This window comes from Bacillus sp. FDAARGOS_1420, assembly GCF_019344915.1.
Taxonomy (GTDB): Bacteria; Bacillota; Bacilli; order Bacillales; family Bacillaceae_G; genus Bacillus_A; species Bacillus_A mycoides.
In genome coordinates this window covers 103929-119187 of sequence record NZ_JAHWJB010000004.1, presented here as the reverse complement: position 1 = coordinate 119187, position 15259 = coordinate 103929, and the positions used below count along the sequence as shown (strand labels likewise).

At 33.3% G+C, this 15259-nt stretch carries 13 protein-coding genes and 1 pseudogene; 7 read left to right on the top strand and 7 right to left on the bottom strand.

Annotated features, from left to right (window positions below; translation table 11 throughout):
• Positions 1–40 precede the first annotated feature (40 nt).
• Together I6L50_RS31890 and I6L50_RS31885 are read left to right on the top strand one after the other, a co-directional pair.
• The gene (locus I6L50_RS31890) at positions 41–712 is read left to right on the top strand and encodes an IS6 family transposase (protein ID WP_219304068.1); all 672 of its coding nucleotides are present in this window, start codon (positions 41–43) and stop codon (positions 710–712) included.
• A gap of 255 nt (positions 713–967) precedes the next feature.
• A pseudogene (locus I6L50_RS31885) lies at positions 968–1255 on the top strand (DDE-type integrase/transposase/recombinase); the annotation flags it as partial.
• Between the two features lie 80 nt (positions 1256–1335).
• On the opposite strand, the gene I6L50_RS31880 reads toward I6L50_RS31885, so the two are convergent.
• The 7 genes from I6L50_RS31880 to I6L50_RS31850 form a co-directional block, all read right to left on the bottom strand.
• Positions 1336–2673, bottom strand: a complete 1338-nt coding sequence (locus tag I6L50_RS31880; protein WP_219304222.1) for an amino acid permease — start codon at positions 2671–2673, stop codon at positions 1336–1338.
• A 573-nt stretch (positions 2674–3246) separates the two neighbouring features.
• Positions 3247–4422: an ATP-grasp domain-containing protein gene (locus I6L50_RS31875; protein WP_219304067.1), complete on the bottom strand. Its 1176-nt coding sequence runs from the start codon at positions 4420–4422 to the stop codon at positions 3247–3249.
• A 107-nt stretch (positions 4423–4529) separates the two neighbouring features.
• Positions 4530–5747, bottom strand: coding sequence for an ATP-grasp domain-containing protein (locus I6L50_RS31870; RefSeq protein WP_219304066.1), 1218 nt, complete (start codon positions 5745–5747; stop codon positions 4530–4532).
• Between the two features lie 34 nt (positions 5748–5781).
• On the bottom strand, positions 5782–6855 hold the full coding sequence (locus I6L50_RS31865) for a glycosyltransferase family 2 protein (protein WP_219304065.1): 1074 nt from the start codon (positions 6853–6855) through the stop codon (positions 5782–5784).
• Positions 6852–7805, bottom strand: a complete 954-nt coding sequence (locus I6L50_RS31860) for a DEAD/DEAH box helicase family protein (protein WP_219304064.1) — start codon at positions 7803–7805, stop codon at positions 6852–6854. Before I6L50_RS31860 ends, I6L50_RS31865 begins: the two co-directional genes overlap by 4 nt.
• 22 nt (positions 7806–7827) lie before the next feature.
• A complete protein-coding gene (locus I6L50_RS31855) occupies positions 7828–9087 on the bottom strand; it encodes a methionine adenosyltransferase (protein WP_219304063.1) in 1260 nt (419 codons plus the stop codon).
• Positions 9071–10096: a Gfo/Idh/MocA family oxidoreductase gene (locus I6L50_RS31850; RefSeq protein ID WP_219304210.1), complete on the bottom strand. Its 1026-nt coding sequence runs from the start codon at positions 10094–10096 to the stop codon at positions 9071–9073. The genes I6L50_RS31855 and I6L50_RS31850 overlap by 17 nt, the downstream gene beginning before the upstream one ends.
• Before the next feature lie 323 nt (positions 10097–10419).
• Here I6L50_RS31850 and I6L50_RS31845 point away from each other — a divergent pair, with 323 nt between their 5' ends.
• The 5 genes from I6L50_RS31845 (at position 10420) to I6L50_RS31825 (ending at position 15021) form a co-directional block, all read left to right on the top strand.
• Positions 10420–11286, top strand: coding sequence for a shikimate dehydrogenase (locus tag I6L50_RS31845; protein ID WP_219304208.1), 867 nt, complete (start codon positions 10420–10422; stop codon positions 11284–11286).
• Entirely contained in the window at positions 11283–12149 is an 867-nt protein-coding gene (locus tag I6L50_RS31840; protein WP_219304206.1) for a sugar phosphate isomerase/epimerase family protein, read from the top strand. Before I6L50_RS31845 ends, I6L50_RS31840 begins: the two co-directional genes overlap by 4 nt.
• Positions 12139–12942, top strand: coding sequence for a coenzyme F420-0:L-glutamate ligase (locus tag I6L50_RS31835; RefSeq protein WP_219304203.1), 804 nt, complete (start codon positions 12139–12141; stop codon positions 12940–12942). The genes I6L50_RS31840 and I6L50_RS31835 overlap by 11 nt, the downstream gene beginning before the upstream one ends.
• A 120-nt stretch (positions 12943–13062) precedes the next feature.
• Positions 13063–14385 carry a UDP-glucose dehydrogenase family protein gene (locus I6L50_RS31830; RefSeq protein WP_219304200.1) on the top strand — a complete coding sequence of 441 codons (1323 nt, stop codon included), beginning with the start codon at positions 13063–13065 and terminating at the stop codon, positions 14383–14385.
• A gap of 102 nt (positions 14386–14487) precedes the next feature.
• Positions 14488–15021, top strand: a complete 534-nt coding sequence (locus I6L50_RS31825; protein WP_219304198.1) for a P-loop NTPase family protein — start codon at positions 14488–14490, stop codon at positions 15019–15021.
• Positions 15022–15259 lie beyond the last annotated feature (238 nt).

Below are 15259 nucleotides of genomic sequence, written 5' to 3'. Positions count from 1 at the left end.
GAGCTAGACTGTAGAAAAAATGAGGTGAGGAGCATAACATATGGGATATTTTAAAGGAAAACAATTCGAGAGAGACATTATTTTGGTAGCCGTCGGCTATTATTGTCGTTTTTCTTTAAGCTATCGTGATATTTCTGAACTCTTGAAAGAACGTGGCATATCCGTTCATCCTACGACCATCATGCGTTGGGTTCATGAATATGGCAATTTGATTTATCAAATCTGGAAAAAGAAAAACAAAACGACACACCCTGTTTGGCATTTAGATGAGACTTACATCAAAGTTAAAGGGGATTGGTGCTATCTGTACCGTGCAATTGATGGAGATGGACATACATTGGATATTCAACTTCGTAGAACTCGTGATCATCAAGCGGCTTATATGTTTATGAAGCGACTTGTCAAAGCTTTTGGAGAACCATCGGTTCTTACGACAGACAAGGCCCCGGCTTTGCTTTGTGCATTCAAAAAATTGAAGAAAGACGATTATTATACACATACCAAACACTGTACCATCAAATATCGTAATAATCTTATTGAACAAGATCATCGACATGTAAAACGACGCTTTACCAAATCTTCTGGGTTCCAAAGTATCCGTCATGCTTCTCGTACTATAAAAGGGATTGAAACGATTCAGGCTATATATAAACAGAGACGAAGTCTTGAATTAGACTCTGTCTTTTCGGCGTACAATGAACTACAAAACTAGTAGCGGTTGCTTAAACCCAAACGCCACTTTATAATCCGTTCTCTATTTTTTTAACTTTGCAACAGAACCAATATTAATCCTTAAATAATATTGGATTCTGTTGCAAAATTTTTAACATGAAGCTAAACTGTATGGAAAATGTGCTAAAGAAAATGATACATGAGATATTTTAAAGGAACACAGTTCAAAAAGACATTTCTTTAAGCTATCGTGACGTATCTGAAATCTTGAACGTGATGTATCAGTTCTTATGGCAAACAAGGCTCCTGGCTTTGTACATATAAAAAATTGGAGAAAGACGATTATTATACACGTACCAAACACTGTACAATTAACCATCGTAATAATCTTATTGAACAGGACCATCGACATGTCAAACACCGATTTGTGAAATCAGCTGGATTTCACACTCTTCGTCATACTTTTCGTACTATTAAAGGAATCGAAACGATTCAGACTATCTATAAACAGAGGTGAAATTTTCAAACGAACTTCGTCTTTTCGGTATACAATGAATTACAAAAATTAGTAGCCACTGCATAAATATGTTCTTTCATTTCTCTACCCGTTTAAACTTTCTCAAACTTTACAACGGAACCGTTTAGCTCCATTTAAAAGAGCCCTTATTGTTTTTTCAGAAAATAAGAAATTATAATAAGAACTGTAACAAATATAGTTAATAGCGCTTGTAAGCGCAATGATTGAATCGCAAACATTGCAATTAAAACGGATATGATCCCAATAATTGTAATATAAGTTAAATACGGAAATAGCCACATTTTTATCTTTAATTTTTTTCGCGCTGCTTTTCCCATTTTTTTACGCATTCGTAAATGAGAGACTGCTATAACAAGATACACTAGTAATGCAATTCCACCAGATGCATTTACTAGAAATAAAAAAACTTTATCTGGTGATATATAACTAAATATTACCCCAACATAAGCAAAAAAAGTTCCAAATAAAACTGCACGAACAGGAACGCCGTTGTCATTTAACTTTAAAAATATTTTTGGAGCATCCCCTCTTTCAGCCATGGAAAGTAGCATTCTAGAATTTGTATATAAACCTGAATTTAAACACGAAAGTACGGCGGTTAAAATGGTAAAATTCATAATTTGCGCTGCGGAGGGTATACCTAAATGATCAAGTACCGCTACGAATGGGCTTTTTAATATGTTAGCTGAATTCCAAGGTAGTAGCGTTACTACTACTAAAATAGATCCTATAAAAAATACAAGAATCCGCCAAATTACACTATTTGTTGCTTTTTCAACTGCTTTTACAGGATCCGTGGTTTCTACGGCCGCTATTGTGACAATCTCAGATCCCATAAACGAAAATATTACAATTGTAACCCCAAGTAAAACGGAACTTATACCATTCGGCATAAATCCACCTTGTCCAATTAAATTCGAAGTTCCTGGTGCTGGCATTCCGGGATAAATTCCTAAAACAATAATAAGCCCCAGACAAAGAAATAATATTATACTGATTACCTTAATAGAAGAAAACCAATATTCAAATTCTCCAAATGATTTCACTGAAAAAACATTTGTGAAAGTTAATAACAGTGTTAGTATTAAACTCAGTAACCAAAGAGGACACCCTACAATCCAATACTGCATTATAGTAGCCCCTGCTGTAGACTCTATTGCAATTAAAATAACCCAAAAAAACCAATATAACCACCCGATAGTATAGCCTGCCAACGGTCCAATCGCTTCACTTGCATACGCTGCAAATGAACCATTTGTCGGATTTATTGAAGCCATTTCTCCTAGCATTCTCATTACAAAAACAACTAAAAGTCCCGCTAATGCATATGAAATAATAGAACTTGGTCCTGCCAAATGAATGACCGCACCACTACCAATAAACAAACCAGCTCCAATAACTCCACCCATTGAAATCATTGTAATATGGCGAAATTTCAAATCTTTTTTTAGTTTTTTATTCACGATACTTTCACATCCTTCCAATGCGAATGTCCCCTATGTGTTTGATTTTTTATTACAAAAAGAGTCTTGCCATTGTGGGGCACAGAAAGATAGATACTCTAAACCACTATCGGAAAATCCTGTTGATTTTTGACTTAAAGACATTGAAAAATATGAGTGCTTTTTATGTACGGATGTAAGTGTATTAAACAAGCCAATCATGCAGTACAATAGTAAGAGATAGGCAATTGAAACTTATTTTCGTACTATAAAAAAATCAATTTTTCTTTAGATTAGTATCAAGTACGGAAGTACTCGACCGTTTATGTACTTTATCGAATTATAGTATTACAAAACTTGTATGTTGACAGAGAAAACGCCACTTACAACGACCATGCAACAATGGGAAAAATGAAAAGCAGTTGGATTACATTCTCAGCAAAGCAAGATAATTTCTCATCATAATTCAAAAATAGCTGCAGGCTGCATACAGAGAACTTTTAATTAATTTTACATGATCAATTTGTTAAGTATCTGCGAACAATTACAGTTTCTGCTGACATCAACACCAATTTTGTTTTTTATAACTTTAGTTTACTTTTGTATGATTCTTAATAGGTTTTGAAAATCAATAGTATCCTTCAGTTGTGAGCTTACTCCAAGTGACTTTACTATTTCCATATCTAAAATAACATCCTCTGTATTACCACTTAAGATAAAGTTTACACATCGTCCATCTTTATTACGTCTAAAATTAAAAAATGTCGATAAAGAATTCACTTTATTTATTATATTCTTTGAAAGATCTGGTCTTAAATCTAATACAATACTTCGTTTATCCGTAACAATGGATTCCGAGTTAGCGCTCCAAGTATTATCAGCCATATCAATGAAAAGTGTCGGTACACAGAGATTTGTATGCGCCATACCTAAAAGTGTATTACCATTGAGTCTTGGATTCACTTCTAAAACATAAATAAGGTTTGAATGCGGTTCCCATACTACTTCTAATTCAGCACTTCCACATAAATTCAATTTTCGTGCAATTTTTAATGCAATGATTTGCATTGATTTCTTAATTTCTTCTTCATTATAAGGTGTATAGCTCCAACGCTTCGTAGGATGTTCGCCATTTATATTGGTGGTTCCTTGATAAATTAAAGGCATAAAAATATATTTTCCATTTTCACCGACAATCTCCATGGATAATTCAATACCATTAATAAATTTTTCAACTACAATATCTTCATCAAAACAATTTCTTTCACTTGTAAATAATTTTATATCATTATAATTTTGTAATATCCTATTCCCTTTTCCACCAGCAGCCCTACTTTTCTTAGTTACTAGCGGAAATCCTAAGCGATTTACTAACTCTTCGAGTTCATGCTTGTTTTTCACTACCCCACCTTGCGAAGTAGGAATCTCATTTTGAAAAAAGAATTTTTTAGCTTCCTCTTTATAAGCAAGGGTTTTTATTAATTCTAAAGGGTTTGCAATCACAGTAATTCCCTTGTTTTCAAGATTTTTTTTAATCAAAGCATCTCTCTCAAGTGTCCTTTCTGTTGACAAACAAACTACGGCATCAACATGAAGTTCTTGAGCAATTGCGATAAAAGGATTAGGATTTGAAAAAATTGTAGAATTATTTTTACTTCCCTCTTTGTAAGTATTTAAAACATATACTTCATGCCCTTTATTAAGCGCATGTTGATAAGTTATGTCCAGCAAGTATGCATTACGTCTTGCGAACAGTATTAAAATTTTCATTTAACTTCCTCCACTCCTAGATTATTTTCTTGAAAGTATAAAATGCTGAATATTCACTCGAATAATGTATCTATAATTCTCCATTTTTAATTTTTGAACAGTGTTGTTTACTCTTTAAAACTTTGAAGTAGGGAATGAACATCACCACTATCTTTAAGTCTTGTACTTACTTTAAGTGATTTGACTTTTTCCATATCTGCTATGACATTGCTTATATTACCATTTAAAATAACCTTTACACATTTTCCGTCTTTATTATGTCTACTACACTCAAAAAATGTCGGAAGAGCGTATATTACCCCTAATACATTTTGGGATGCACCTGGAATTAGATCTAGTTCGATACTTATTTTATCTGTAGTAATAGGGGGACTGTTGTTCCAAGTATTATCAGCTAGATCAATAAGAACCTTGGGTATACTAATATTTGTATATGCCATCGTTAAAAGGGTAGTACCACTTGTCCGTGGACTCACATCTAAAACATAAATAGCATTCAAATGCGGTTCATATACTACCTTTAGCTCAGCACATCCGCATAAATGTAGCTCTTTTGAAATTTTTAATGCTATTTGTTTTATGGTTTCTTGCATTATTTCTCCACCATAAGGTGCATAGCATAAACGGTTTATAGGCTTTTCAGTAGTAAGCCCTTTATAAATTAAGGGCATACACATATAATGGCCATTATTGCCTACAATCTCCATAGCTAACTCAATACCACTAACAAATTTTTCAATTAAAATCTCTTCGCCAAAACACTCCCTTCCATTGATAAAAATATTTAAATCATCGTAGTTTTTTAATATCATATTTCCGTTCCCACCCGTGAACCCGCTTCTCTTAATAATTAGTGGAAATCCAAGACGATTTACAAGTGTCTGGAGCTCATGTTTGTCTTGAAATCCTCCACCTTGCAAAGTGGGAATGCCATTTTTTAAAAAGAATTTTTTAGCTTGTTCTTTATATGATAGTATTTGTATAGCTTCTAAAGGGTTTGCGATTACAGGAATACCTTTATCTTCAAGCTCCTTTTTTATGAATGCGTCTCTTTCAAGGGTTCTTTCTGTTGAAAAACAAACAACAGCATCAACATGAAGCGCTTGAGCGACAGCTATGAAAGGATTGGGATCTGAAAAAATTTTAGAATTATTTCTACCACAGTAGGATTCATTCGCATTTTCCTTGTATGCATTTACAAGAAATACCTCGTGTCCTTTATCAAGAGCGTGTTGATAAGCCAGATCAGCATGTAAGATGTATGTGCTACGTTTTGTAGTACCACGTTTGGTATTTCGTTTTGCAATAAGCATTAAAAGCCTCATCTAGCTTCCTCCAAAATTTAAAATTCTATATAACTTATTTTATATTTTCTTTCAGGAATGTCAGTGTCTCCTCAAGATTATGTTCTGCCTGTTTTACATTAGAAATACTTTGTAAATAGTCTACAACTCGTAACAGATAATATGGCAATATGGATTTAGCTAATATTAGACTGTCTATTTGCCCGATTTGTTTTTCATGATCCAGCAAAATCCCCCCCCAAATTGATGGACTAATGATAATCTTTGCTCCAACATTAGATATTGTTTTTGATGTGGATAAGATGTGAGTAGCTTCTTCTTTCCTTTCTGAAATTTTTTGAGGGCACAAAGGTATTTCAGGCGGAAATAGTGATGATGGATAACTAGGGTTTATCAATGTTTGAAAAATACTGTTGTTTTTTTTATGTTCAAATAGGATTCTCGATGTTTCATAATAACTACTAGCAACCTCAACGAACATAGAATTCATTTTTCCAAAGCTAGGATTATGCTCTTTTTTGTCGAGATTAACTTCCTCAATTTGAAAATTATTATATAAAGCCTGCAGAGTTAAAAATACATCGATACCATATCTATAACAATATTTATGCCACTTTGCAGAATTAACCAAAAATTTTATGAATTTTATAGAAAAACCAAAATCACCAGCAATTGGTTGTCTTGGACAATTTCCGTTCGTATGATAGAAGGTTAGTGGATAAACAAAGTGATTGGTTGTATTTCCTTCTTGAAAATTTCTAGAATAATTAGGCACAATAAAATCAGCACCGTTCCTAATTGATGCAATAAATTTTCTAAGCCAGGTTTCTGAAAATGAAGTAATATCTCCATCAATTAATATGCAACCATCACAGGTGTCAAGATTATTTACAGCATCAAATATTGCCTTTATGTTATGTCCTTTTCCAATTTCATGCGTAATGATGGAAATCTTTTTATTTTTTGTTTTTGTTGATGAGAAAATTGTAGCTGTCTGATCTGAACTATTATTGTCTGCATTAATAATTATTATCTCTAATCCCATTTTTATTGCCGCACTATCGATAAGTTGCGTCAATTTGGATATAGTTTTGGCTTCATTATAGGTTGGAATGCCAATGGTTATCATAAAATCTCTCCTTTAAACCAGTCCACTAATGATTGACTGCTCGGACCAGAAATTTCTGTTATCCCTGTACTAATCATAGCTCTTACAATATTATCCCGTACTAACGAAGCGTTATTATAATTTATGCTCGGTAATGACCCTAAATAATTACCCTGATCATCTTGAAAAGGTGTTGCTTGACCCGATATATGTCTGCCCACTTTTTCATGCAATATCAAACTTCTCTGTATTCCTTCCCACGGACACGCCGAAAAGTAATTTTGATAAGAGTTCATTCTAACGTGTAGGATCTTATCTATTTTGGACTGTTTCGAATGCGTTCCTATCCCGTACTCAGAGGGTAAAATTCTAGTCTTATTATTCCAAGAATTTGTTGAGTTAGAGGCTAACCTAGCTAATAACTTTTTCATATACTTATCTGCCTTTACTGCTGTTTCTCTTACATCAAACCAGCGACTTCCCTCGGTTGTAAAAAGTTCACCGTTTTCATTATATCCAACACGTACCAGGTCATTTCCGATAAGACTTAACCCCAATTCTTCACATAATCGAAAAGATACAGTAGTTTTACCAGAACCTTTTTCTCCTAAAATTAAATATGATTTATCTTTGACTTTTGAATAGACTGCTGCAGCATGAATTAATAGATTATTGGTATAGGGTGCCTGTAGGCATTCAAACATATAATCTGAAAGAAAATGTAATGCTTGACCACCACTAAAACAATTTAAGGGTCCTTTTACCGACAAACAACAATCAGCAGCATTATAAGTCACATGAGGAATTTCATCTGTAATGTAACGAATTAATCCGGATATTTTTGGTATTTCTAGCTTATTATAGCTAGAAATACCAAACTGTTTTTGAGCTCTTAAAATGTTATTAAATATAGTATGTTCTGTAGATGAAAATTGAATTTCAACACAATCGTTAATAATACTACGTACCATGAAGCCGCTCCTTTACTAAAAATCAGTATTTATCTTTTCCATAATTCTTTTCGTCGATTACATTAGTTCGTGGAAGGAAAGGTTGTTCATGTATAATTCGCAGCGTTGTTTCACTACCAATGCTAAGAGAATCTTTCACAATATCCTGCACCATTTCCTCGCTAACTTGTTGAGCAGTAGAAACTATGATTTTCGATGGTGCGTATAACTTATCTCCGATATTTGCGCGAAGAATAACCTGACATGGTGATTTTGTAACAGTGTATATTTGTTTTGCAATTACATCAGCTTGATATCCAAGAACTTTCCCAACAAAGTATGTGGAATTCTTGCCATGCGGAGCCTCCATTGTATTAGGACGGAAACTCGAAATAATACCGTGAGTTTTATTTCCACGCCCAACAGCACCTTCTTCACCAAAATCTGTACAAGAACCGGCTGTAACAAGGTAAGGTCTTGGATTACTACCGAGTGTCTGCGTATTTATAATTAAGTTAATATTTTCATTTGGATATTTAGATTGTATATAACTTGTTAGATTATTTCTCAACTTATGTTCACGTTCAAAATATTGATCCGCAGTTGTAGTCATAGTCGTAATTTGTGGCACGGTTACTGTAGCTACACTAGCATCTCCATCTCTAACTACCATAACCTTTATATCGCCACCGAATTCTTTAAAACGAGGATAGGGTAATCCTTGATCGTTATTTTGATAAAAATATCCTTCTATATCCAGCGCCAGCTGTTCTGATTTTGTAAGTGGCCAGTAGCTAATCATTGTTGCTGTATCATTTGCAGTTGGCCCTTCGTCACTGTATTCCGGCAAATCATTTTTATCTCTAGGGCTAAACCAATACGGACGCGTACTATGCGAACTAGTTATGGATTCAAACACAATTGTTGCTTCAGACTCTACATCTAAGTGCGGTAAAACTCTAGCTAAATAAGCTTTTGCTGCTTTAATTTGTATTTCTTCCATTGGAATTGTTTCACTTCCGAAATTTTTACTTCCTCGCCCCATAAAAATGACTTTTATCGGATCAGAGAAATTTTCACCACCATATTTTTGTAGACACTGTCCCCCTAGAATCATGACCTTATCAAAGTTATGGTGTGGAATATATCCAAATTTCCCTAGACAATATTTACAATATTCAATTTCAGCAGCCTCAGCGATGCCATCTGTCAAAGTATCAGGATGACCTAGCCCCTTTCTTTCTACTACTTCATATGGTAATTGATTTGGAGTAATTAAATTGTTATTAACTGTTATGGACATGATTATCCTCCTTTGTAATTGTAACTATCTTTGTATTATTAAATAGTGACATAATCTGCTGTGATTGTTTTATAGCATATTCCAATTTACACCCTTCAGCAATATTGCCTTTAATTATGTCTGAGATATTTTCTTTGAGCATATCATCATGAATCAATGTTGATTCATTACCAAAATTCAACTCCGTAACTAAGCGATCCTGTGAAGGATGAGGGTCTAAAATTACTCTGTATTCACATCCCTGCCCCTTTATAAATACATGCCTATCTGTGGTTGAATTATCCAAAATTTTATTATTAGAAGAAATTTTAAAATCTCCCAAAAAACTATTTATAACTACGGTTGTACCACTGTTACTAACATATACAATATGGACCCCTTGATCACTTTTATTATTAGAACCAACATACAAAACATTTTCTATTAGCTTCATGCCATCAATCGATTGATTTAACATTTCCAAAATCGCTAATATATGAGGAACTTCGATGCCATAGGAACCAATATCATAATCAAAAAACCTCCCATGTTTGTTGTCAGTTGTACGATTCTTTGACATTGTAATCTCAATATATGTTATTGAATCAGTTTTGGTTTTTTCCCTTAAAAATTTTATCATCTTTGATTTGTAATACTGTTCGTTCACAATGATTTTTTCATGAAGAGAAGTATCATTATCTAGCAACTGGTACAGGTTATTTTTTTCCTGGATATTGCTATACAAAGGCTTTTCAATTACCACACGATCAAACTTGCATCCCATCAATATTAGGTGCCTCAAAACATCAATATGAGTGCCAGATGGTGTACAAATATCAACAAAATTATATGTTATATGAAACGGGGGGGCATCAATACTAAATCCATCCATCTTAGCAATTTCAATTTGTTTTTTAGTGATATCGGATATAGAAACATTTGTCCCACATTGTTTCCAAATTTGCGCTTTAATCTTTCCAATTTTCCCATATCCAATTATTAATACGTTAGGTGCTCGTTGTTGAGGCATATGCACTTGCTCCCTCTTATTATTTTTGAAATACTCTAACAACAAGGTGGTCGAAATAATATACAGTTTTATGCTAAATTTCATCCTGTTTGTGCAGTATTCCATGAAACTAATCATCTTCGACATCTAATCCATTGATTGTTTATGGGTTAGTATAGACCTATCTTGGTGCTGTATACCTATTTTTTAGATCAAACCAATATTTAAAACCTTTGATTACTTATATTAAAAATATTATTTAAGGACTAACGTTTATCATTTATTGGTATACTACACCTAAAACCTTGTTTATTTTAATAAAATAGGAGTGAGGAGTGAGGAATATGGACATAAAATGTTCTGCATTAATTGGTAATCCAGTAGATCATTCTGTTTCGGATATTATGTTCAATGCGTTAATTTATAGTTCTGGATGTCATTATACTTATCGCCACGACAAAATTGATGTGGAACCCGATGAATTGGAGGACACATTAACAATGTTGTCCCAAAATAAATATGTCGGACTGAATGTTACACTCCCATACAAACGAGCAATAATAAAGTATGTTGATCAATTAGATACAACTGCTGCAAGCATCGGTGCAGTAAATACAATCAAGATAAATAATAATGGTCTAGTCGGCTTTAACACAGACTGGTTTGGCTTATATAAACCGCTGCTAACTCATTCAAAAAAGAATGAACCCGTCATTTGTATTTTTGGAACTGGTGGTGCAAGTAGAGCTGCAATTTATGCATCAAGAAAAATTAGTAATACTGTGTACGTGCTATATAGAAAATCTCCAAATGTCAGTGATTCAACCCAAGATTTACTTCAGAGACAAAAGGACCTAGGAATTACTCTACTACCGTATTGTAATGTAAAAGATATAGTTAATAAGTCTGATATCATTATCAACACAACATCAACTGGTATGAAGGGAAATATAGAAAGGACGCCGTTCAATATGGAGGTTTTAGAAAATATAAAACTGCAGCAAAAACTATTTATTGATGCAGTTTTTAATCCAGTAGAAACGACCCTAGGAAAATTTTTCGCCGGTAGTGGAGCAAAAAACATTGATGGCTTATGGATGATGATTTATCAGGGGATATTAGCATTGTCTATTTGGCTTGAAAGGAATATTCATGTAAAAAACGAAGATTTAAAAAAAATTCATAAATTGTTAATGGAGGCCATTTCATGAAAGCTAAACTGACCATCAATCTCGATGAGATTGCGGACAACTTAGAGACATCTTTTTCCTTCTTAAAAGAAATGGATTTACAAACATGTGAATTGCGCATGATTGATGGAAAAAATATTTCTTTAATGGATAGGAAAGAGATTGCCGATTTTTCTAATAGATTAAAATCTGAAAAGATTACACCCATTGCAATAGCAAGCCCTATTTTTAAGTGGCATGTCAACGATTCTCAAGAAATAATCGTACATGATAACTTTGGTATAAATCCAAACCTATCCCTTATAGAAAAAGAGAGATTGGTGGATTGCGTACTAGAATATGCTGATATGTTATCCATTAATAAAATTAGGATTTTTTCTTATTTAGGAAAAATGGAAAATCCATTTGATATTCTTTTGGAAGACAAAATATTTAAAAAAATAATTACAAATAAACATACATTCTTATTAGAAAATGAACCTGTATGCACAGTTTCTGCTAAAAAACAGCTAGAAAATTTCTCTGATTTGATTACCAATAATCATTTTACCAATATTAAAATATGGTTGGATATTGCTAATTTAATTCGAATTGGTGAGAATATCGATGAATCATTTATAGAAAAAATTGCACCACATATTGAGTACATACATATTAAAGACTTTATTTGCAATGAAGGTTCTATTGAATATGTCCCTGTTGGAGCGGGTATTATTAATTATACGCAAATTCTCTCTCTCCTAAATAAACATATTCCAGACAGCCAAGATATTACTATAAGTATTGAAACCCATGCCAGAACTGAAAAAGAAAAATATAGTTATTCAAAGAAATCGATTATCACATTACGCGAAATATTAAAGGAGGTAACTCATGAAAATTAATGTCGAAGCAATTCCAAACATCCCAAGAATTAATAAAGGTGATAATATTGGTGAAATTATTGCTTTGTCAGCCATAAAATCGAATTTTGAAATACAAAATGGTGACATACTTTGTGTAGCGTCGAAAGCAATCTCAACAGCAGAAGGGCAAGATATAGATCTTAGTAATATAAAACCAAGTAAACTAGCTAAGGAAATCCATCAAAAGATTCCAAGAAAAGATCCTAGAATTATTCAAAAAATGATCGATGAAACTGGTGATCCCACTGGAAATAAGTTAGACATACATATAGAGAATCGATATATTGGGGCTTGGCTACCAAACGGAATGCGTCTAACGAGTGCTGGGATAGACAAAATCGATTCCGATCACGTTATGCTTTTACCACAGAACCCTGATTTGAGTGCTAAAAAAATTAGCGAAATAGTGCAGCAAAAGCTAAATGCTAAGGTTGGAGTAATAATCACTGATAGTGATGGGCGTATTGAAAAATTAGGAGCTACTCAGATTGCCATAGGATTATATGGTGTACCAGCTTTAAGAGTTAACGAGACAGTTGATCCTGTCACCGGTAAAATAAAGAAATCCGAAGAGACTTTTTGCGATCTTCTTTCTGCCACCGCCGCGCTAGTCATGGGACAAAGGGGGACAAATAAACCCGTAGTTAAAATTAGCGGTATAGACTATACATTTAATGAAAGTAGTCGAATAACTGATTCACTAGGAATGGCACCAAAAGAATATAGAAATTGTGCTGTCATCAAGGAAACTAAACCAAGATCTACAGAATAAAAACTTGGAAAGAATCTAAATTTTGATTTTATTAAATACAAGTAACTTTCGTTATTTTTTCATACTTAGTAATGCAAAAAAAATTCTGTATTGCTAAATAATGATTGAGGTGGTTATGGATTGAAAATTGCTATTTTTGGTACAGGTTATATTGGCTTAGTTACCGGGGCATGTTTATCCGATATTGGGCATACGATAACTTGTATTGATATTGATATAAAAAAAATAAAAAAAATGCAGGAAGGCATTTCACCTATTTACGAACCCGGACTAGATCAATTAATGCTTAAAAATATACAAGCAGGTAGGTTATTCTTTACAACTAACTATCGTGATGCTGTAAAGGACGTAGATTTGATTTATATTGCTGTCGGTACTCCGTCTAAGGAGGATGGATCAGCTGATTTACAATACGTCAAGCAAGTGGCTGTACAAATTGCTGAAAGTATTAAAAAAGATATGATTATAGTAATAAAAAGTACAGTCCCCGTAGGAACAAATGATTATGTTAAACATGTAGTTTTAAATCATTTAAAAACTACTGTAAAAATTCATATGGTTTCAAATCCAGAATTTTTACGTGAAGGCTCAGCAATCTATGATAGCTTTCATGGGGATCGTATTATAATAGGTACCGATAGTGAAAAGGCCGCAAATACACTTCAAACAGTGAATGAAGCATTTCAAATCCCAATTTTTCAAACTACTATTAAAAGTGCTGAATTAATTAAATACGCTGCTAATGCTTTTTTAGCGACAAAAATTAGCTTTATAAATGAAATTTCCAATATTTGTGACAGTGTTAATGCCAATATTGATGATGTAGCATATGGAATGGGATTAGATACCCGAATTGGTTCACAGTTTTTAAAGGCAGGAATTGGATATGGTGGCTCTTGTTTTCCAAAGGATACACATGCATTGGTACAAATTGCCGGTAATGTAAACCATGAATTTAAATTATTAAAATCAGTTATTCAAGTAAATAATAAACAACGTTCTTTATTAATCCGGAAGGCAAAAAAGAAGTTGAGAAACTTAGCAGGTAAGACTGTAGCGATTTTAGGATTAGCATTTAAGCCTAATACAGATGATATGCGTGAAGCGGCTTCTATAGTTATAGCGCAAGAACTAGTATCTATGGGGGCAGTAGTTAGAGCGTACGATCCAGTTGCAATAAATAATGCAAAGCAATTTCTTCCACCGGAAGTAGAATACATGAGCAGTATAGATGAAACCCTACAAGATGCTGAAGTAGCTTTTATTATTACTGAATGGGATGAAATTAAAAATTATCCTTTAAGTAATTATATACGGTTGATGAAAGAAGTTAATATTTTTGATGGCCGTAATTGCTACGAATTAAATGAAGTAAAAAAATTCAAATTATACTATTCCTCCATTGGTAGACCTGAAGTTAAAACACACAATATAGAAATTTGATTATTTATTCCAAGTAGCCCTTATGGGTTACTTGGAATAAAACACTTGTTACAGCACTTTAATAGAATTTATGAATATTTTACACATAAAGGAGGTCATGTGATGCAACGAATCATGGTAATGGGAATTTCAGCAGGTGTAGGCAAGTCAACATTCGCAAGATCCTTAGGGAAAATCCTAAATATTAATGTGTATCATTTAGACGCTTTATATTGGAAACCTAATTGGATAGCCGCTTCATTTGAGGAGTTTTCACAATCGCATCAAGAAATTGTGAACCAAAATCAATGGATTATTGAAGGAAACTATAATAATACTGTGAAGGTTCGTGCAGAAAACGCTGATACTATTATTTATTTAGAACTACCACTGTATGTTTGTTTATATCGTGTTATCAAAAGGTGGATAACGAACATTGGGAAAACAAGACCCGACATGGCTGAAGGGTGTAAGGAAAAAATAGATTGGAACTTTATTAAGTTTATATACACAACTTATTATCCTCGAAAACGAAAAATGTTTGAACGACTTCAGGTTTTGCAAGCACTAGGTTCTAAAAAGAATATTATTATTTTGAAAAGTCAACGTGATATTAATTCTTGTTTAAAAACTATCCAGCACCAAGTAAAAAAATAATACAAAATTTAAATTTTTTTATCGCAAAGATATTGAAATATAAGCAACAGGCGAGAACATACTGATAGTACAGTAGCTCAAGAAACTATATGGGCTGTAGTAAATGTGGTTGTGAAATGTCATTTTGTACGTCAGGGATAGTAGAAAGGGGCTGCACCTTCGGTAGTAAGAAACCTCACTCATTAGTCTAGCTGTCTCCTTCAAGAAGAAGTTTCAAAATGATATACATTGAAAATAC

Bases quoted from the DNA above. Each gene is read 5' to 3' on its own strand.
- I6L50_RS31890 (WP_219304068.1), top strand. From the start codon at position 41: ATGGGATATTTTAAAGGAAAACAATTCGAGAGAGACATTATTTTGGTA.
- I6L50_RS31875 (WP_219304067.1), bottom strand. From the start codon at position 4,422: ATGAAAATTTTAATACTGTTCGCAAGACGTAATGCATACTTGCTGGAC.
- I6L50_RS31870 (WP_219304066.1), bottom strand. From the start codon at position 5,747: ATGAGGCTTTTAATGCTTATTGCAAAACGAAATACCAAACGTGGTACT.
- I6L50_RS31865 (WP_219304065.1), bottom strand. From the start codon at position 6,855: ATGATAACCATTGGCATTCCAACCTATAATGAAGCCAAAACTATATCC.
- I6L50_RS31860 (WP_219304064.1), bottom strand. From the start codon at position 7,805: ATGGTACGTAGTATTATTAACGATTGTGTTGAAATTCAATTTTCATCT.
- I6L50_RS31855 (WP_219304063.1), bottom strand. From the start codon at position 9,087: ATGTCCATAACAGTTAATAACAATTTAATTACTCCAAATCAATTACCA.
- I6L50_RS31850 (WP_219304210.1), bottom strand. From the start codon at position 10,096: ATGCCTCAACAACGAGCACCTAACGTATTAATAATTGGATATGGGAAA.
- I6L50_RS31845 (WP_219304208.1), top strand. From the start codon at position 10,420: ATGGACATAAAATGTTCTGCATTAATTGGTAATCCAGTAGATCATTCT.
- I6L50_RS31840 (WP_219304206.1), top strand. From the start codon at position 11,283: ATGAAAGCTAAACTGACCATCAATCTCGATGAGATTGCGGACAACTTA.
- I6L50_RS31835 (WP_219304203.1), top strand. From the start codon at position 12,139: ATGAAAATTAATGTCGAAGCAATTCCAAACATCCCAAGAATTAATAAA.
- I6L50_RS31825 (WP_219304198.1), top strand. From the start codon at position 14,488: ATGCAACGAATCATGGTAATGGGAATTTCAGCAGGTGTAGGCAAGTCA.